16 protein-coding genes and 1 tRNA gene are annotated in these 19323 nt (G+C 45.5%); 15 read left to right on the top strand and 2 right to left on the bottom strand.

The annotated features are described in order from the left end of the window. The first annotated feature begins 78 nt into the window (after positions 1–78). From J2X75_RS26935 to J2X75_RS26870, 14 genes are all read left to right on the top strand, one after another. Positions 79–978, top strand: a complete 900-nt coding sequence (locus tag J2X75_RS26935) for an ABC transporter permease (RefSeq protein WP_124118325.1) — start codon at positions 79–81, stop codon at positions 976–978. A 71-nt stretch (positions 979–1049) separates the two neighbouring features. Continuing rightward, positions 1050–1922, top strand: coding sequence for a carbohydrate ABC transporter permease (locus J2X75_RS26930; RefSeq protein ID WP_307540761.1), 873 nt, complete (start codon positions 1050–1052; stop codon positions 1920–1922). A 49-nt stretch (positions 1923–1971) separates the two neighbouring features. Next, the gene (locus tag J2X75_RS26925) at positions 1972–2922 is read left to right on the top strand and encodes a sugar phosphate isomerase/epimerase family protein (protein WP_310342124.1); all 951 of its coding nucleotides are present in this window, start codon (positions 1972–1974) and stop codon (positions 2920–2922) included. A 253-nt stretch (positions 2923–3175) separates the two neighbouring features. Next, positions 3176–4927 carry a hypothetical protein gene (locus J2X75_RS26920; RefSeq protein WP_310342122.1) on the top strand — a complete coding sequence of 584 codons (1752 nt, stop codon included), beginning with the start codon at positions 3176–3178 and terminating at the stop codon, positions 4925–4927. Between the two features lie 600 nt (positions 4928–5527). Next, a complete protein-coding gene (locus tag J2X75_RS26915; protein ID WP_310342119.1) occupies positions 5528–7261 on the top strand; it encodes a tetratricopeptide repeat protein in 1734 nt (577 codons plus the stop codon). A 171-nt stretch (positions 7262–7432) separates the two neighbouring features. Continuing rightward, the gene (gene trxB, locus J2X75_RS26910; RefSeq protein WP_036674745.1) at positions 7433–8392 is read left to right on the top strand and encodes a thioredoxin-disulfide reductase; all 960 of its coding nucleotides are present in this window, start codon (positions 7433–7435) and stop codon (positions 8390–8392) included. Between the two features lie 162 nt (positions 8393–8554). Further along, entirely contained in the window at positions 8555–9586 is a 1032-nt protein-coding gene (locus tag J2X75_RS26905) for an AI-2E family transporter (RefSeq protein WP_036616412.1), read from the top strand. A 441-nt stretch (positions 9587–10027) separates the two neighbouring features. Beyond that, positions 10028–10978 (top strand): ROK family glucokinase, encoded by a 951-nt coding sequence (locus J2X75_RS26900; RefSeq protein WP_017691252.1) that lies wholly within the window; start codon positions 10028–10030, stop codon positions 10976–10978. A gap of 51 nt (positions 10979–11029) precedes the next feature. Continuing rightward, positions 11030–11929, top strand: a complete 900-nt coding sequence (rapZ, locus tag J2X75_RS26895; protein ID WP_017691251.1) for an RNase adapter RapZ — start codon at positions 11030–11032, stop codon at positions 11927–11929. 13 nt (positions 11930–11942) lie between these two features. After that, entirely contained in the window at positions 11943–12929 is a 987-nt protein-coding gene (locus J2X75_RS26890; protein ID WP_017691250.1) for a gluconeogenesis factor YvcK family protein, read from the top strand. 6 nt (positions 12930–12935) lie between these two features. Next, positions 12936–13874, top strand: coding sequence for a DNA-binding protein WhiA (whiA, locus tag J2X75_RS26885; RefSeq protein WP_076216883.1), 939 nt, complete (start codon positions 12936–12938; stop codon positions 13872–13874). A 254-nt stretch (positions 13875–14128) separates the two neighbouring features. Beyond that, entirely contained in the window at positions 14129–14398 is a 270-nt protein-coding gene (locus J2X75_RS26880) for an HPr family phosphocarrier protein (protein WP_017691248.1), read from the top strand. Between the two features lie 156 nt (positions 14399–14554). Beyond that, a complete protein-coding gene (locus J2X75_RS26875; protein ID WP_074092967.1) occupies positions 14555–15307 on the top strand; it encodes an SIMPL domain-containing protein in 753 nt (250 codons plus the stop codon). A gap of 387 nt (positions 15308–15694) precedes the next feature. Next, positions 15695–16792 carry a stalk domain-containing protein gene (locus tag J2X75_RS26870; protein ID WP_310342108.1) on the top strand — a complete coding sequence of 366 codons (1098 nt, stop codon included), beginning with the start codon at positions 15695–15697 and terminating at the stop codon, positions 16790–16792. A 166-nt stretch (positions 16793–16958) separates the two neighbouring features. Here J2X75_RS26870 and clpP read toward each other — a convergent pair whose 3' ends face one another. Together clpP and J2X75_RS26860 are read right to left on the bottom strand one after the other, a co-directional pair. Beyond that, complete coding sequence (clpP, locus tag J2X75_RS26865) at positions 16959–17555, bottom strand: ATP-dependent Clp endopeptidase proteolytic subunit ClpP (RefSeq protein WP_017691245.1); 597 nt, start codon at positions 17553–17555, stop codon at positions 16959–16961. A gap of 176 nt (positions 17556–17731) precedes the next feature. Next, positions 17732–17806: transfer RNA gene (locus J2X75_RS26860), tRNA-Arg, on the bottom strand. 427 nt (positions 17807–18233) lie between these two features. Here J2X75_RS26860 and J2X75_RS26855 point away from each other — a divergent pair. Further along, positions 18234–19259, top strand: a complete 1026-nt coding sequence (locus tag J2X75_RS26855) for a sugar-binding transcriptional regulator (RefSeq protein ID WP_221822444.1) — start codon at positions 18234–18236, stop codon at positions 19257–19259. Positions 19260–19323 lie beyond the last annotated feature (64 nt).

Here is a 19323-nt window from a genome sequence, read left to right as displayed (position 1 = left end):
ACCGCATAACTTTGGAAGGAACGTGTGCCGCCAGTATGGGCGGCACAGCCGTTTCTCTGTTGATAGGAGGAAACCGACTTGACCATCACATACTTGAAAAGGTATTGGCAATTATATGCGCTCATCTCACTGCCTCTGATCTACTTCTTGATCTTTCGTTACGGCCCAATGTACGGGGTTCAGATCGCTTTTAAGGATTTCAACTTGTTTCAGGGCATCAACGGGAGTGAGTGGATCGGTTTCGATGCTTTCCGTGAAGTATTTGGAATGCGGGACTTCTACACCACATTACGAAATACCTTCATGCTAAATTTCCTCGACCTGCTTGTTTCGTTCCCTGCTCCAATTTTATTGGCCATCATGCTCTATGAAGTTCGATTTAAATGGTTTAAAAAAATATCGCAAACGATTCTGTACATTCCTCACTTTATCTCCTGGGTTATCATCGGGGGAATTGTATACCAATTGTTCGGCAATCAATCCGGTATGGTTAACGGTGTGTTGGAAAGTATGGGCTTAAATTCAATACCATTTTTGACAGAGAAAAACCCATGGCTTGTGACGTACCTGTTCACAGGTGTCTGGCAGAGTGCAGGATGGGGTACCATTCTTTATTTGGCTGCATTAACCGGTGTGAACAAGGAATTGTTTGAGGCCGCCGAGATTGACGGAGCTTCAAGACTGAAAAGAATCTGGCATATTACGTTGCCAAGTATTAAACCAACCATTGTGACCTTGCTCATTCTTAATCTCGGACATATGGTCAGCATTGGTTTTGATCGACCTTATATTATCGGTAACACAGCCGTACGTGAATATTCAGATGTACTTAGTACATTTGTATACAGGGTCGGCCTTGAATCAGGACAATACACGCTGGCAACTGTCGTCGGACTGTTCCAGGCAGTGGTGGGACTCATATTTGTACTTGGTTCTAACTATATTTCAAAAAAGGCAACCGGCGAAGGCATTTTATAAGTTATCAAAGGCATGAAAGATACGCCAATCGGCTTGTATGTATAGACCATCAGTAAAGGAGCTGTGCGCATATGAGTGAACGCACCTCAAATCGGATTTTTGATATCGTTAATATCTCCTTTATCAGTTTGTTTGTTATATTTTGTCTGGCTCCATTTTTGCACACCATTGCGATATCTCTAAGTTCTAACCGGGCTATTACTTCGGGAGAAGTGACTATTTTTCCTAAAGAATTTAACTGGGATTCGTATATTCAAGTATTCTCTGATCAATCCATGCTATATTCACTGGGCTTTACGACTATTCTGACAGTGGTAACCACAGTGTTGTGCATGTTATTCACACTTGCTGCTGCATACCCGTTAACCAAGAAAAAATTGAAAGGGCGCAAGCTCTTCATGTATGTCATCATCATTACGATGTTCTTCAGTGGCGGGATGATTCCCGAGTATTTGCTCATTCGTGATCTCAATATGCTGAATTCTGTTTGGGCGCTGATCTTACCCGGACTGGTAAGTCCATTTAACCTGATTATCCTGATCTCATTTTTCAGAGGCATTCCTGAAAGTCTGGAAGAATCAGCAGAAATTGACGGTAGCTCACATGTACACACGCTATTTAAAATCATACTGCCATTATCCATGCCTGTACTTGCCACATTAGCGCTATTCTATGCGGTCGGTCGCTGGAATGGATTCCAGGACTCACTGTTGTATATTAATGATCCCAAGTTGTATCCACTACAACTGAAGCTCTTCCAAATGGTTCAAAACAACATGGTGAGTGAGCTTACATTGATGGAAGGTGCTAACCGCACACCACTGACTCCGGAAAGTCTCAAGGCAGCTACAGTTGTATTTGCAACGGTACCCATTCTGCTTGTTTATCCGTGGCTGCAAAAGTATTTTGTCAGCGGTGCCATGCTTGGTGCGGTAAAAGGTTGATATAAACTACCAGGCAAGTACCAGCTATTGGGAAGGAGAAGGAAAACAGATGCAGCACATAGATAAGGGTATTTATTCGTTCTCCACATGCTGGAATATCCGAAAACATGATGTCGGGGAAGATATGATTCGGGAGATTGCGGATCTCGGCTTTCGTCGGGTGGAGCTCAATTATAATGTGACGAAGGAGATGCTCACGACGATTGAGCCCATGATTGAGCGTGGAGAGATCGGAATTTCTAGTGTCCACAACACTTTTCCACATGATCCTGATCCAGACTACGGTACAGATTCCATCTTGCTCGGCTTCGAAGATGAAGTGAAACGTAAGCGGGCGATCGAATTGCTGGTAGAGTCGGCTGAATATGCCCAACGTTATGGGGGAGAAGCTGTTGTTGTACACCCGGGAGAGGTACCTTTTCCTGAGGATATCAGCAAAGACCTTGGAAGGATCTATAACGAGGAAGGTCCGGACTCACCGAAGTATCGCAGCAAATGGGCTGAATTGATGGAGCGGCGGGAAGCCCTCAGTTCAGGGTATGTGGAGAAAATTATCGCCAGTCTGGATGAGGTATGCAATCGGGCGGCTGCTAAAGGTCTAAATGTTCGTTTTGGCATCGAGACGAGATCGCGACCACAACAGATTCCTACCCTTGCCGAAGCCAAGACCATCATCACGGCCCTCAAAGGGGCTCCGGTTGGTATCTGGTACGATACCGGTCATGCCATCATGATGGACCGAATGGGCCTTTATGACAGTGTGGGAGAAATGCAAGGCTTGATGGATGATATCGTAGGTGTCCATATCCATGAGACACTTGGTCTCTCTGATCACTGGTGCCCGTATGTACACAGTAAGGATATGAACTTCTATGATGCCTATCTGCCGATGATTCGCAACGCACAGGTGAAGGTGTATGAGTTGAAGTCTGCCTGTAAGGCAGAAGAGATCCATGAGAGTCATGACTTGCTTATGAAAAAGCTTGGAGTGACAGAGTAGGCGCGGTGATGTGGGAAACAGTTTGCATGTTCACAGTATGTGTTTAATGACTGTTTTCTCAGTGACGAAGACCCTAAATATGTAGTTATACAAGCACGTATTTTCTAGCGACTTTTGTTGTTATATGGTATATACTGACGAGAAAAAATGAACTCACTTACGGCGGTATGCTTATGCCTCCGTTCTGAATTGAAGGCGCTGGAGCAACATACTCCTCACATCGGGAGAATGCATTGGTATGGAGGGACTGCACATGTATAAACAATTGGTGGAGAGTAATGACAGAGCGGTAGAAAGAGGCATATCCCGGCAGATGCTTGACCCGGAAAGCCGTTACTATGGAGGGACTATCGATCCCTATACAGGTGTTGCCTGGGTCAACCATACGACTGGAACGCCCACGGATATGTGTTACTGGGGAGCAGCGCTTTCCAATCCGGACTCTATCTATTACCGGGACGAAGCGTTGTTAAATCGACTGCTGTTAGCTACGGAATATGTACTTCGCTTCCAGCATGAAGATGGTTCAATATCGCCAGGCTGGACTAATTACCATTCCCCTCCCGATACCGCATTTGTAGTTGTGGGGTACTCACAGTTGTATCAGCTTCTTCTACAGCAACAATGGGAGCCACTGCAACCTGTATTGAACAATATGAGGCTATTTCTGGAACGGACAATCCCAACCATGCTTACAGGAGGCTGTCATACGCCGAATCATCGCTGGGTGCTATGCGCGGCGCTCGGTTTCTTGCATGAAATTTTTGGTGTGGAGGAAGCTGTGCAGCGCGCAGAGCAGTGGATGGATGAAGGCATGGATATTACACCCGATGGGGAGTGGACCGAACGGAGCAATGGGATATACAGCGCAGTTAGCGACATTATGTTAATTCATGCTGCGCGCCTGCTCAATCGTCCTGAACTGCTGGAACCAGTGAGGATTAATCTCCGCATGATGGTGTATCTGGTCCATCCAACGGGTGAAATTGTTACGGATTATTCAGGGCGACAGGATCTGGGCAGTGTTCATGATCTGTCACCTTACTATCTGCCTTATGCCATTTTGGCTCGGCTGGACGGTGACCCACTCTTTGCAGGTATGGCAGCCTGGGCTGGAGACACATTGACCGATCCGGGAGTATGTTCGGTGAATACACTCATTCGATTAATGCTTGAGCCGGAGCTTCAGCAGACGAATGATACACGTGATGCATTACCGGAACAGTATGAGGTCATGCTGAATGAACATTTTGTACGGGGCGAATATTTGAAACAGATGGACTCAGTAGGGCATCACGGACATATCTCGCACAGTCGGATGCATACGGACTTTGGTGCTCCGGTAGCCCGAATTCGGGATGGCGCTACTAGTGTGACTGTGATGACAGAAGTTCCTTCTTTCTTCGCTCTTCGTCATGGCAAGGTGCGCCTGCTGGCAGTGCAACTGGCTTCTTACTTTAATCCAGGGTATGTACCTATGCAGCAAATGACGAGGCTGTCCGAAGGGTATCGACTAACTGGTGAGCAGAAAAAAGGTTACTACGGCCCAATCCCTGCGAACCTGCTGCCAGAATCGGCTGCATCAGCCATCAGTCCATGGTACTTGTTGCCTCATCAGAGTCGTCAGCTTACTCATGAGCAGACCTTCCGTGTAGGAGCAGAATTACAGCCAACGGAAAACGGATGGACCATGCATCTATCTGGACAGGAACCGGAAGACATTATGATGCAGTTGTCCTTTGTATTCGGAAGCGAAGGTGAACTGACCTGTGAGGACGCAATTGAAACGAGTGAGGGTCATTATTTGTGGAAAGGCGGTACATTACGCTATACCTGCGGAGAAGACTGGCTGGAGATTACCGGGGGCGAGCTGGGGCATCTGGCGGCAACGGTACGTGAGGCAAAACTGCCGGACAAGTGTAAGGTTGTGCTGGTCAATTTCATGACGCCTTTTGATAAAACTATTCAAATTTCACTTTCTCCTTCGATGGGGTTAAAGCTTTAAATCTGTTGGATCTTTAAAGCCATAACATTAGAAGACCGAGCCTATGGAATCGGTCTTCTTTTTTTCACGAATGACGAATGACTGCAAGCAAACAAGCAGAATAAGATGAATACAATTGGTTTTATCTTCGAGATCGTCAATATAACATCTCCTTATAATAATAATGATGTGTCTTTATTTTTAATTACATACGCGAAAAAGAGGCTGACGGACAGAGCTAATATACGTTTTTTTTGGTTTTTGGTGGATATAAACCACTAAAAAGGACGATAAGTATAATAATACCATAGACTACACTCATCTCATCATAACCGGACCGAATCCAGTTAGACGTCCCGTAAGTGATAAGAATGGACTAATGTAATACTGCAAGTAGATCCTTGGCAAGCGAGTGCAGGAGTCTCTAGGAAAAGATGGGTTTCCTTTGAATAAACAACTGAATAAACAACGCTCCAAGGTGATGGGTTTCCGCAAAATGGAATATCACCTTCTTTTGCATTTTTTTCATAAACGACATGAAACTACATATTGAGAAGTGGGCCTTAAGATGTGGTATACTGAAGAGTATGAATGAAATGCAAAGAGGAGGTGCCTTGGAAGATGAAGGGCAAGCTAGTGCGGGCTGAGGGACACCTTGCCAATATTATACCGATTCACTTGGATGCTTCTTTCTTCTTTGAAAGAGCTGTCCGCTCGCTGGACCGAAATCATGTCGACAAGGCATTAAAATATTTTCGCAAAGCTGTTGAATACGAACCGGAAAATCCGGTAAATCATTGTAATATGGCGGGTATATTATCGGAGAAGGGGGATTACGAAGCCTCCAATGCCATTCTGGCTAACGTGCTGGAAGTGGTAGATCCGTCGATGACGGAATGTTATTTCTATATGGCGAACAATTATGCAAATATGGATCGGTTTGAGGAAGCCGAGCAAGCACTTGTTACCTATCTGGAGGAGGACACCCAAGGTCAGTTCATGACGGAAGCCGAAGAGATGATGGAACTTCTGTACTATGAGTTGGATCGTCCGACCAAACTGAATCGAATCAAATCACGCAAAGGTGTAGTGGAGCACGATCAGGCACGGGAACTGCTGGAAGAAGGGAAATTTGCACAGGCTGCTGAATTGCTCGAAGGCATGTCTTCTGATTATCCTGATTACTTGGCTGCCCGTAACAATCTGGCACTCGCCTACTATTATATGGGTCTGTTTCCCAAAGCAAAAGAGACCATTGCCGAAGTGCTAGAACAGGAACCAGGTAATCTGCATGCACTCTGTAATCTGGCCATTTTCCATCAAAATGAGAACCGGGCTGATCAAGTGCTGCTTCTGATCAAAAAATTGCGGGTCATCGTGCCGTTCCAGCACGAACAAGTCTACAAACTGGCGACAACGATGGGAATTCTGGGCCAACACGATACGGCTTATGTTCACTTCCGGCGTTTGCTCAAGGACGAAGAGACAGCTGCTGATCCGGCACTTGCTCATTATGCAGCCGTGGCGGCTTATAATACAGAACGTTATGCTGCTGCTGAGCGTTTATGGCATCATGTGTCCAAACTTGATCCGGGTTCCGAAGTGTCCCGGTATTATCTGTCAGGTCTTGAGGCTGTAAAACAAGGCGAGCAAGAGCCAGAGAAGCTGAGTTATCACTATCATCTGCCATTTGATGAACAATTCAGACAGTGGGAGAACTATGGTAGTGGTATACCTGAAGAAATGAAAAATGATCCACTGATTCGCTCATCTTTCTTCTGGGCATTGCGTCATGGTGATCGGGCAACCAAGCTACAGGTTATTCATGCGCTTGGGATGATCGGTGACTATGAGGTGCAGCAGGCTCTGCAATCCTTTATTGAAGAGACTGGAGAAGAACAGGATCTGCTTGAGGCAGCACAAGCTGTACTGAACGGATTGAAATCGGCTGAACATGAGGATCGGAATTCTCAGGTGGTTCGACCCTTTTCTCCTGTAGCCTTGAAGTCTATTGGGAAGGTTCCATCCACATCAGAGCAATCGGACACTGGTTCAACCTCCCATTGGCAGGCTGTTGTTGATCGTGCGTTACAGATGTCTGAAGCAAAGGCTGAGTTGCAGCAAGAGATGGAACGGCTCTGGACGGATTATGTATCCCGGGTACATCCGGAGGTTCCAGGTACGAAGCAGATTGAGGGTTGGGCTGCGGGACTTGAATATTTGGCAGCGAAGAATCACAGTCGGCCCGTTACCTATCAAAGCATTGCTGAGCGCTATGGGATATCGGCATCAACGGTTAGCAAGTATGCTAAACAGATTCATTCGGTTTGTAACAGCAAGCCACCACTTGTATAGAAAGTTCGCTTCAACTCGTTTTCAGAAAGACATCATCAGGTGAAGGATACAACAACCGGGAAAACGGGTAAACTTAACGAATGGGCCTCGTAAACGCCTGTAGGATATCATCTTGGCAAGTTCATCGCTAGTACAACACATTCTCACCTTAATTAAGGAGGCTGTATCTATATGTCTAAATACAGAACGATTGTGATCGGAACGGGACCTGCGGGTCTGACAGCAGCGATATATCTGGCCCGTGCTAATCTGAAACCGCTGGTTATCGAAGGTCTTCAGCCGGGTGGTCAATTGACGACGACAACGGAAGTTGAGAATTTCCCCGGTTTCCCACAAGGTATTATGGGTCCGGAACTGATGGACAACATGCGTAAGCAAGCTGAACGTTTTGGAGCGGAATTCAAAAACGGTTGGGTGGAAGAGGTTGATTTCAGCAAACCGCCCTTCAAGGTCAAAGTTGGAGGAATCGGTGAACTGGAAGCTGAATCGATCATTATCTCCACAGGTGCTTCCGCTCGTTATCTCGGTATTCCGGGCGAGCAGGAAAATGTGGGACGTGGTGTAAGTACATGCGCGACATGTGATGGCTTCTTCTTCCGTGGTAAAAAAATCGTGGTCGTTGGTGGTGGAGACTCCGCGATGGAGGAAGCGAGTTTCCTGACTCGTTTTGCAACAGACGTGACATTGGTTCACCGTCGGGATGAATTGCGTGCATCCAAGATTATGCAGGATCGGGCTCGCAGCAATGAAAAGGTGAAGTGGGCACTGAACCGTACTCCCCTTGAGGTCGTACCTGAAGCGTTGGGTGTCAAAGGGCTCAAGGTGCGCAACAACGAGACGGGGCAGGAAGAGTTGCTTGAAGCAGATGGCGTATTCGTTGCCATTGGTCACACACCGAATACCGGATTCCTGGGTAATGCGATCGCACTGGACGAACATGGCTATGTTGTCGTTAAACCGGGAACAACGGAGACTAATATTCCGGGTGTATTCGCCTGTGGTGATGTTCAGGATACGAAGTATCGTCAGGCTATTACGGCTGCAGGGTCAGGATGTATGGCCGCGATGGATTGTGAGAAGTTCCTTGAAGGAAGCATTGTCCATGATTGGAGCGAAACGTTGGATAAATAAGCATTACATGCGTGAGGTTAGGCATATGCTGGGAATAAGAGACAACGGGAAGTCTCATGAAATGAGAGAAGCCGGAAGGCTTCTCTTTTTTTGAAACTACAGTGGGCATGAGATCGTATACATATAGGGCATATTAGCTGTGAGGTGAAGATTTTGGGGGAAATGATAAAAGATTGGTTACAGAATGCGACAGTGAGACGGTTTTTGATCCTGCTCTTGTTCTGTTTAATTTTGTTCAGTATGGGGAGTATGCTGCACATGATTCTGCTGTTGTTCCTGGTGACATATGTCATGAACAGGTTACAGCATTTCATTACAGGTGGTTTGAATCGGTTGTTTCCAATCAATTATAAAGTTGTGGTCATCCTGCTCTATATGATTGTGATCGCAGTCATTGTGCTTGGCATTTCCAGATATTCACCACGGATCGTGGATCAGGTCGTTCAGTTGACAAACGAGATTATGAAATTTCTGGATAGTGCAGACGGTGATAATTTTGCATCCAAAATTGCAGGTTATCTTCAATCCTTCGATATTAAAAATTACACCAATGATGCATTGAAATATATTTTCGCTTTGAGCAAATGGCTGGAGTTTATTCTGCTCGTCATTATTCTGAGTCTGTTCTTCTTATTGCAGAAGCAGGAGATATCCAAGTTCACGTCCAAGTTCAAAACTAGTAAAATTGGATGGTTCTACAATGAAGTTGCTTATCTGGGAGACAAATTCGTGTCTTCTTTTGGTAAAGTCATTGAGGCACAGCTTCTTATTGCGGTGTTTAATACGGTACTGACGATACTGGGCTTATGGATTCTGGGTTTCCCGTATCTGTTCGCTTTGACCATTCTGGTGTTCATGCTCAGTCTGGTTCCCGTTGCGGGGGTTATCATCTCACTTGTACCGCTCTGTCTGATTGGGTATCAGATGGGTGGACTGAAATTAAGCATTATTGTGATCATTATGATTATTGTTATTCATGCCTTGGAGACGTACTTCCTGAATCCAAAACTGATGGCACATAAGACCAAATTGCCAATGTTCTACACCTTTATCGTACTAATTCTGTCGCAACACTTCCTGGGGATCTGGGGACTAATCATTGGTATTCCGATCTTTGTCTTCCTGCTCGATATTCTGGATGTGAACAAGATGGAGAAGACAGAAGAGCCGGTACGTGTGGAAACGAAGTTATAACGTAGAAAAATCAACTGAGTCAGCCCAATTTCTACAATTTCAGATTTTCATAAAAGTAAGGGCGCCTTCTATATGTGGAAGGCGCTTTTTTGTTGACAATACCGTCATTCGATAGCTCTCTGTATGAGAATGACAGGTGGCGGGGTGCATAAGACGAGTCACCTATATGAGGGGGCGAAGTTCATCTTTTATGAATGGAACGAGTGAAGATGCAATATCATGAGTTGAGGCTTCCTCTGTTATGGAGGAAGGAATAAAGCGTGTTTATAAATGAAGGTAATAAGATTGTATACGTATTCAAAAATGCTATGTGATGTAGTTCACAACCCTGGTGAAACATGATGTATGCAAGGTCTTATCGTCTTGACCCAGGCGTATCCTTCAATTATAGTTGGTACGTAGGACTTAAACTATTTTAGATAGATAAAGGTGGCTTGCAGCATGTCTGAGAAAATCTACGTTGGGGTCGATCTCGGCGGAACAGCAATCAAGGTCGGTATATGCGATGAACAAGGTCAGCTAATGCATACGTATGAAGGACCGACTGAAGTGGATAAGGGCGTAGACACGGTCATCGCCAACATCGAGAAGTATGTCCGACATATCGTAGCCGAATCACCTTACAGTTGGGAACAGCTTGAGGGTGTAGGCGCTGGAGTGGCCGGTTTCACGAATGTACGCGAGGGAATTATCGTTCATGCCCCTAACATCGGATTTCGGAATGTAGCCATTCGTTCGATTCTGGAAGAACGTCTGGGCAAGCCAATCAAAATAGATAACGATGCAAACGTGGCTGCACTGGGTGAAGTATGGGCAGGTGCCGGCAAAGGCGTAGACAACTGCGTATGTTATACACTCGGTACGGGTGTTGGTGGTGGCTTGATCTTGAATGGTAACATTTATCAGGGTTTCTCCGGTATGGCGGGAGAACTGGGTCACATCAGTGTTGTACCTGATCTGGAAGCCATCAAGTGCGGTTGTGGTAAAATGGGATGTGTAGAAACAGTATCTTCTGCAACAGGAATTATCCGTATGGCGAAGGATGCAGTAGAACGTGGTGATCATACGTCACTGGCACTCGTCGACAAGATTGCAGCCAAAGAAGTATTTGATGCTGCCAAGGCAGGCGATGAAGTGGCACAGCGCATTGTGAATCGTGCGGCCTTTTACCTGGGCAAGTCCATGGCTACTGTAGCAGCTGTCATTAACCCGGAGATGTTCATCATTGGTGGCGGCGTATCCAAAGCGGGCAATTTCTTGTTTGATGAAATCCGTACTGTGTTTGCTAAGCTGACGCCAGAACCGTTGCAAGATGGGGTTCAGATTCTGGAAGCTACACTTGGTAATAATGCAGGTATTGTGGGTGCAGCAGGTCTTCTCTTGCGTTCCTAGTGACCTCGTAACAATATATGAAGACAGCAATATGATAAGGAGGGGACATTTATGCTTGAAGGTGAAGGCTCACCAGGCACAGGCGCCACGCTCATTATCATTACGGGCATGTCCGGAGCAGGTAAAACCATTGCAGTACAAAGCCTGGAGGATCTGGGTTTCTTCTGTGTGGATAATCTGCCGCCGGTATTGATTCCGAAATTTGCGGAACTAATTGAACAGTCAAACGGCAAGATTGGTAAGGTTGCATTGGTTATCGATCTGCGCGGGCGTGAATTCTTTACGGCTCTGTCCGAGTCTTTGAACTATATTAAAGATCATTTTACCATTCATTGCGAAATTTTATTCCTGGATGCTACAGATTCTGTCCTTGTTCAGCGTTACAAAGAAAGCAGGCGCAGACATCCTCTGGCTCCTGAGGGCATGCCGCTGGACGGCATCCGACTGGAACGCAAGATGTTGGAGGAACTCAAAAACTCTGCGACTCAGGTACTGAATACAAGTACAATGAAGCCTGCCCAACTGAAAGAACGCATCATATCCCGCTTTTCTCATCTGGAAAGCCAAATGCTGTCAGTGAATATTACGTCGTTTGGATTCAAATATGGCATTCCAATTGATGCTGATCTGGTGTTTGATGTACGTTTTTTACCGAATCCGCATTATATTGATCATTTACGACCGAATACGGGACAGAATAGTGATGTGTACGAATATGTTATGAAGTGGCCAGAGACACAGGCGTTTCTGACCAAGCTGCTGGATATGCTGCATTTCCTGATTCCGCAATACCGGAAGGAAGGCAAAAGCCAGGTTATTATAGGAATCGGCTGTACCGGAGGCAAGCATCGTTCGGTAGCAATATCGGAATATTTGGGCAAGATGTTGGGAAGCAGCGAGACAGAAGCTGTCACCGTAAGCCATCGCGACGCTGACCGGGACCGTCATTGAAGAGGGTGAAGGGATGAAAGAGGCCGGACCACGAAGAGAACGTCCGAGAATAGTTGTAATGGGCGGCGGAACCGGATTATCCGTGATGTTACGCGGTTTGAAAGAAAAGCCGCTGGATATCACGGCCATCGTCACAGTTGCAGATGACGGTGGAAGTTCAGGCATCCTGCGCAATGAGCTACAGATGCCGCCTCCGGGCGACATTCGCAACGTGCTTACGGCACTGGCTGATGTAGAACCATTGCTTTCAGATATGTTGAAGTACCGTTTCAATACAGGCGCGGGGCTTGCAGGCCACAGCTTGGGAAATTTGATTTTGGCTGCAATGACGGATATTTCGGGCGACTTTGTGACCGCAGTGCGGGAGCTTAGCCGCGTGTTTGCCGTTCGAGGTGAGGTATTGCCAGCAGCCGGGCAGGCCGTTGTGTTGCATGCGGAGATGGAAGATGGGACAATTATTACAGGTGAGTCCAAAATCCCTGAGGCGGGTGGACGCATCAAACGTGTTTTCCTTGAACCGGATCACGTGGAGCCGTTGCCAGAGGCAGTAGAGGCCATTCGTCAAGCTGACGCCATTCTGATCGGGCCAGGCAGCCTCTATACAAGCATCCTTCCCAATCTGCTCGTACCTAAGCTTGCAGAAGCTGTGGTAGAGGCTGATGCGGTGAAGATGTTTATCTGTAATGTGATGACACAGCCTGGAGAAACAGATAACTATACGGTAAGTGACCACCTTAAGGCGGTACACGAGCATATAGGTCATCAGCTCTTCGACTATGTTATCGTAAATAATGGTGATATTCCGCTGCAAGTGCAGAATAAGTATGCGGAAAAAGGAGCAAAACCGGTTGTACTGGATATGAATGTACTCGAAAGCGCCGGCTATCAGGTGGTTGCAGATACCCTTGTTCTGTTCAAGACTTATCTGCGTCATGATGCCGACAAGTTAAGTCATCACATCTACCAGCTGGTACAAAATTGGATGTTACGGAAGAGGTGAAGTCCCATGTCGTTTGCAGCACAGACCAAAAAAGAGTTAACCATGATCGAGAGCGAACCGTGCTGCGAAAAGGCGGAACTTTCAGCCCTCATCCGTATGCTTGGTGCAGTGCAGTTATCGAATAAAAAAGTGATCTTGGATATTTCGACGGAGAATGCCGCCATTGCAAGACGGGCATACTCTCTGCTTAAAAAGCATTTTCAAGTGCATACGGAATTACTGGTCCGCAAAAAAATGCGGCTGAAAAAGAACAATGTATATATTGTTCGTATTCCAACCATGGTACAGGAGATTCTCAATAGTCTTCACATTGTATCGGAAGGTTTTCTGTTTACGCCAGGGATTAATACGGAGTTATTTCAGCAGAACTGTTGTAAACGGGCCTATCTTCGCGGTGCATTTCTGGCCGGTGGATCGGTTAATAATCCGGAAGGTTCCTCGTACCATCTGGAGATTGCGTCCATGTATGAAGAGCACTGTCAGGCACTAGTTGACCTGGCCAATGAATTTCATCTGAATGCCCGGTGTATAGAACGGAAAAAAGGATTCATCCTATACATCAAGGAAGGCGAGAAAATCATTGAGCTGCTCAGCATCATTGGTGCTCATCAGGCCTTGTTCAAGTTTGAAGATGTGCGAATTATGCGAGACATGCGTAACTCCGTTAACCGGATTGTCAATTGTGAGACTGCCAACCTGAATAAAACCATTGGCGCTGCGGTAAGACAAATCGATAATATCCGGTTGTTACAAAAGGAAGTTGGTCTGGAATCGCTGCCTGAGAAACTTCGCGAGGTGGCTGAGGTTCGACTGGCTCATCCAGATATCAATCTGAAGGAAGTGGGCGAACTCCTTAAAGGTACAGTCAGCAAGTCAGGAGTGAACCATCGGCTTCGTAAAATTGATGAGTTGGCTGAGAAAGTGCGCGCAGAACGTTATGGATAAGTTGGCATAGGGTAAAGTAACAAGGTCGGCTGTTTCTGCTGAACAGAAAGGTCGGGAAAGTCAATCGTTAAGGATCTAGAAGACTTACTTAGGTCATTGGATGTGCTGTTCAAAAGATGAAATAGGGCAAGATAACGTCCGTCAAAGCACCCTGAGTTTTTTCTTCTAGTGTCCTGCACGGGTTAATGGTATAATGTTGTATAAATATAATTGTGTATTTAATGTCCAGATTTCATAAAAGGGGGTAAGTTTCCATGACAAAGCACCCGGTAGTTGTCCGTTTGAAAACGGGTCTCCATGCCAGACCTGCGGCACTGTTCGTTCAAGAAGCGAATAAGTACTCGTCTGAAGTGTTCGTCGAGAAGGACGACAAAAAAGTTAATGCAAAAAGTATCATGGGGATCATGAGCCTTGCAATTAGCACAGGTACGGAAATCCAGATTAGTGCAGAAGGCGCGGATGCCGAACAGGCTGTAAACGCTTTAGTTAGTCTGGTAAGCAAGGAAGAGCTCGAAAACCAATAAGATATGATCAATCCAATGAAGAAGTCCCGAAAGGGGCTTTTTTGCGTTTTTCATGTTTATGCTATCGTCAAGTGCAACATTATGGAATTTGTCCCGTCTGTTAAGGTATCAAATCGATTAAAGTTTGAGATGTTAACACATAAGGAGGCTATCGTGATGGGTAAACAATGGATGAAACCGTTTGGTGCGGTGTTGGTGGCAAGTACGTTGCTTGTTGGAGGAACAGCATGGGTTGCGCCAGGCAACTATGCTTACGCTGCAGAGGTTCAGGGAGTACAACAGAATGTGATTAATGTTGTGGGTAAAGGTGAGATTCAGGTGAAGCCTGATATCGCTTATCTGTCCATTGGTGTGAACAGTACTGCAGAGACAGCTGCATCTGCTCAAAAAGCGAATGCTGCCAAAGTTCAAAAAGTATCCAATTTGCTGAAGAACACGTGGAAGATCAGTGCAGACGACATTCAAACGAGTCAGTTCTCTGTACAACCCAACTATACGTATAGCGAAAAAGACGGACAGCAAATTAAAGGATATACAGCGCATCATACGCTGACTGTCACATATCGTGAGATGGACAAGATCGGCGAGTTGCTCGATGCTGCTTCGGGGGCAGGTGCCAACAATATTGAAAACGTGCGCTTTACTGTAGAAAATCCGGAAAGTTATGAGTCCCAAGTGATTGAGAAGGCTGTTGCCAATGCAGATGTGAAAGCTGGCGCCATTGCAAAAGCAGTTAAACGTCAACTGGGTGCTGTTCTTTCCGTAAGCCAAGGTGATGCCAATGTGCCTGTGTTCTATGCAAGCGAGGCGTTGATGTCCAAAGCACAAGATACAGCAGGTGGCACTGAGATTGAAACAGGCCAGGTTAAAGTAAGCACAATCCTGAATATCACGTATGAAATGAAATAAACAAGATTGAACTAAGGGTTGTAAGCTCAAGTAACCTTTTCAAGTGTCATTTGAAGGGTACAACGAAATAATGACAAAGACTTTGTCCTGTGGACAGAGTCTTTTTTTGTTGGAAAAGCAAACTTTGATGAAGTTAGATAGGAGGGTACCTTTTGAAGCAACATGAAATGCTGTATATTGGTATCTTTTTTGTATAGTTGTTCGTGACAAAAAGGTCATATCCCCATATATTTTCGGTCTGATATTCATCAACATTGTAACTCGAGCTGTAAACCTTTCCGAAATCGGGTTAATTATAATAGAGAGGTGAGCGTATGAGATATGCGATCAGGTCAGGATTACATACGCAATGATCCCTAATTGTGAATTCAGAGAGGAGTTTTATATATGACATCATGGAAAAAATGGACAAGTGCTTTGCTTGCAGCAGGAATTATTGTAGGTAGTGGTTCGGTGTGGCAGGACAGTTCGGTTCAGGCAGCATCGGTATCCTCGAAAGTGACAACCACAGCTGAGGTGACCCTGAAGACGGGTGGAAAAACACTCGCTCAAAAAGGACTTCTTCAAGGTGGCTCAACTTGGGTATCTCTTACGGCGGTTAAAGATGTGGCAGGTGGGACTCTGAAATATGATGCGAAAACCAAAGAGTACGCTTTGACAGCAGCCAATAACACGATGACGATCAGCCTATTGGATGGCGAGCCGAGTGTTCGAATTAACAACTATTATCCTCAAGTGGACGCAAAGCTGATCAACGGCAGATTGTATATTCCATTCTCAGCAATGAGAGATTATTTGGGTGTACAGGGGAATTGGGATGGCAAAACCAAAACGTTGACACTCAGCAAGGTGAAACAAAATAACGTTAAAATTAAAGCGGCAACAGTTAATGTCACTGTAAAAAATGCTGAAGTAGATGTTCAATATCCGCAAGTGAGTGGACTTGCCAGCAAAGAAGCTGAAGCGGCAATCAACAAAGTGCTCAAAGACGAAGTGGATGCTTATGTAGCTGACTTCAAAAAACAGACATCTGAATTCGGCGGTGCAACAGCCAACCGTCCATATGCATTTGAGAGCTCCTATGTAGTGACGTACAACGAAAAAGGCGTGCTGGGACTCATTACACAACGATACGAAGATTATGCTGGCGCTCATGGTATGACATACCGTACGGGCCACACCTTTGCACTGGACACAGGCAAGGAGCTTGCGTTAGATGATGTGCTGCAAAATAACAAAACCATGCGTGAGACGTTGAGTAAAAAAGTGGGTGAACAACTGAAAGCCCGCGGCGGATACCTCGATGGTTATAAAGGGTTGAATAAAGATCAAGATTTCTATGTGACACCAACGGGTGTGGTCGTGTTCTTCCAGTTGTATGAGTATACGGCGTACGCAGAGGGATTCCCTGAAATGCCATTTACGTATAAAGAGCTTCTCCCTAAAGGCACAGAACCTTTCAGTAATGTAACGGGAACCAAATAAAGAATCATTATTATGCAATCTTAAGTTATCTTTCTTATAAAATGAAAAAAGAAGCCCTCATCATGATTATGATGAGGGCTTCTTCCCGTATAGACAACACAATGAGGTGTTGCTGATTATGTTAGGTGTTGATATATTAACGCGTAGCCCGTGGTCTACATAACACTTAGATGCCTTGGGAACCTACGTTTTCAATAACTTTATCAATGATACCGTAATCGGCAGCTTCAGCAGCGCTCATGAAGTAGTCACGATCTGTATCTTTCTCAATCCGCTCCAGCGGTTGACCTGAACGCTCAGAGATGATGCGGTTCAAGGTATCACGCATTTTCAGGATGCGGCGAGCACGAATTTCGATGTCAGAAGCTTGACCTTGAGCACCACCAAGTGGTTGGTGAATCATGATCTCACTGTTAGGCAACGCAAAACGTTTACCTTTTGCACCGGCATTCAACAAGAATGCACCCATGGAAGCGGCCATACCTACACAGATGGTAGATACATCCGGTTTGATGAATTGCATTGTATCGTAAATCGCCATACCGGCTGTAATTGATCCGCCTGGGCTGTTGATGTATAAGTGAATGTCTTTCTCCGGATCTTCCGCAGCCAGGAACAACATCTGTGCCATAATGGCATTAGCCACTACGTCATTAACATCGCTACCAAGGAAAATAATACGATCCTTCAGCAATCTGGAGTAGATGTCGTAGGCGCGCTCACCCCGGTTGCTCTGTTCAACGACCATTGGAATAAAACTCACGTGAAAAACCTCCTTGGAATGTAAATGTTATTGGTGTTTATACTTAAACTGTTACCGTATTACCCACATAATAAACAATTCCAAACAAAAAGTCAAAGAAAGTCAAACTAACTTACAAAAAAAAGAAACCTTTCCGGTTTCATTGGTTAAATGGGTTATGAGCTGTTAAATAAAAATGGCGCGCCCGCCAAGAATCGAACTTGGATCTCAGGCTTCGGAGGCCTACGTCATATCCATTGGACCACGGGCGCACATTATGTGACAGCAATAATGATTATAGCTCATGAAATATTTAATTGCAAGCAGTTCGTTGTGGTAGTTGGTTTGGATTCACCTGAAAATGATCATGATGAAGAAGAGTGGATAAAGAGTGCATTTAAGTAAATGCTATTAGAGGTTTTGGACATGCGGTATGAAATGTGATTCTGAGCGATATGTAGATGGAATTCATTTGTTTCTTCTATATATGGTATGTGCGAGCTAGTCCTTGATCATGGAAGTCTAGGATTGTGAAAATAGGCGCGTACAAACGCTGAATGCGTGTCGAAATAACACGTTGAAACACTTGCATGTCACGTCAGTTTTAGGTAGAATAGACGTGGGACTTAAAAAGTTAACCCGGGACGTTTTAGGGCCACGAAAGAGAGCTTGGAACGAGAACTTGCGGGAGTGGAAAGCATGCGAACGATTTTAGAAGTACAAAAGCAGCTTCTGCCTGATCTCATGGATATCTTGAAAAAGAGGTATACGATTCTGCAACAGATCATGTTATCGGATGTGATCGGACGGAGAACGTTAGCTAATTCCATGCAGATGACCGAGCGGGTTCTGAGGGCTGAGACCGATCTGTTAAAGGCTCAGGGACTTATTGAAATTGACAGTGCAGGAATGAAGATCAGCGAGGCAGGGTATGATTTGCTGCAGCAGTTAGAGCCCGTAGCCAAAGAGTTGTTCGGATTATCCGAGCTGGAAGAGCGCATCAAGCAAGCCTACGGTCTGCAAAAGGTAGTTGTGGTTCCTGGTGATTCGGACGTTTCTCCATTTGCCAAAAGGGAACTGGGCAGAGCCGGAGCGAAGGCTCTCGGCAATATCATGAGTGACAACGACGTTGTCGCCGTTACTGGCGGATCAACAACGGCCGAAGTCGCAGAGCAACTGACTCCGCCAACATCGCTCAAAGGTGTCTGGTTCGTACCGGCACGTGGTGGACTTGGAGAAAGCCTTGAAATTCAGGCAAATACGATTGCATCCACGATGGCAAAACGGGTAGGAGCGCAATACAAACTCTTGCATGTACCGGATTTGCTTAGTGATCATGCCTATGAATCATTAATCCAGGATCCCAGTGTTCAGGAGATTCTGCAGCTGATTCGGAAATCGCGGATTGTTATTCATGGAATTGGTGATGCCGTGGAGATGGCGACAAGACGTAAACTTGCGACGGAGATTATAGATGAACTTCAGGAGCAAGGAGCCGTATCTGAATCTTTCGGTTATTACTTTAATGATCAGGGTAAGGTGGTACATACCATGCTTACACTGGGTATGCGACTTCAGGATATTGAACGAACCGATGTTGTGATTGGAATTGCAGGTGGCAAAAGCAAAGCTGCTGCTATACATTCCGTGTTGCGATTTGGTCAGGAAGATATTCTGATTATTGATGAGGCAGCTGCCGAAGTCATCGTTGCTGAAATGGAATAAGGGTTTACTTTGCAACACAACTATTGTTGTCTTGACGGACTTCACCGTCTGTCTTGAATATATA

The sequence above is a fragment of the Paenibacillus sp. 2003 genome, assembly GCF_031455635.1.
GTDB lineage: Bacteria > Bacillota > Bacilli > Paenibacillales > Paenibacillaceae > Paenibacillus > Paenibacillus amylolyticus_B.
This window is presented reverse-complemented; position numbering and strand designations above follow the sequence as displayed.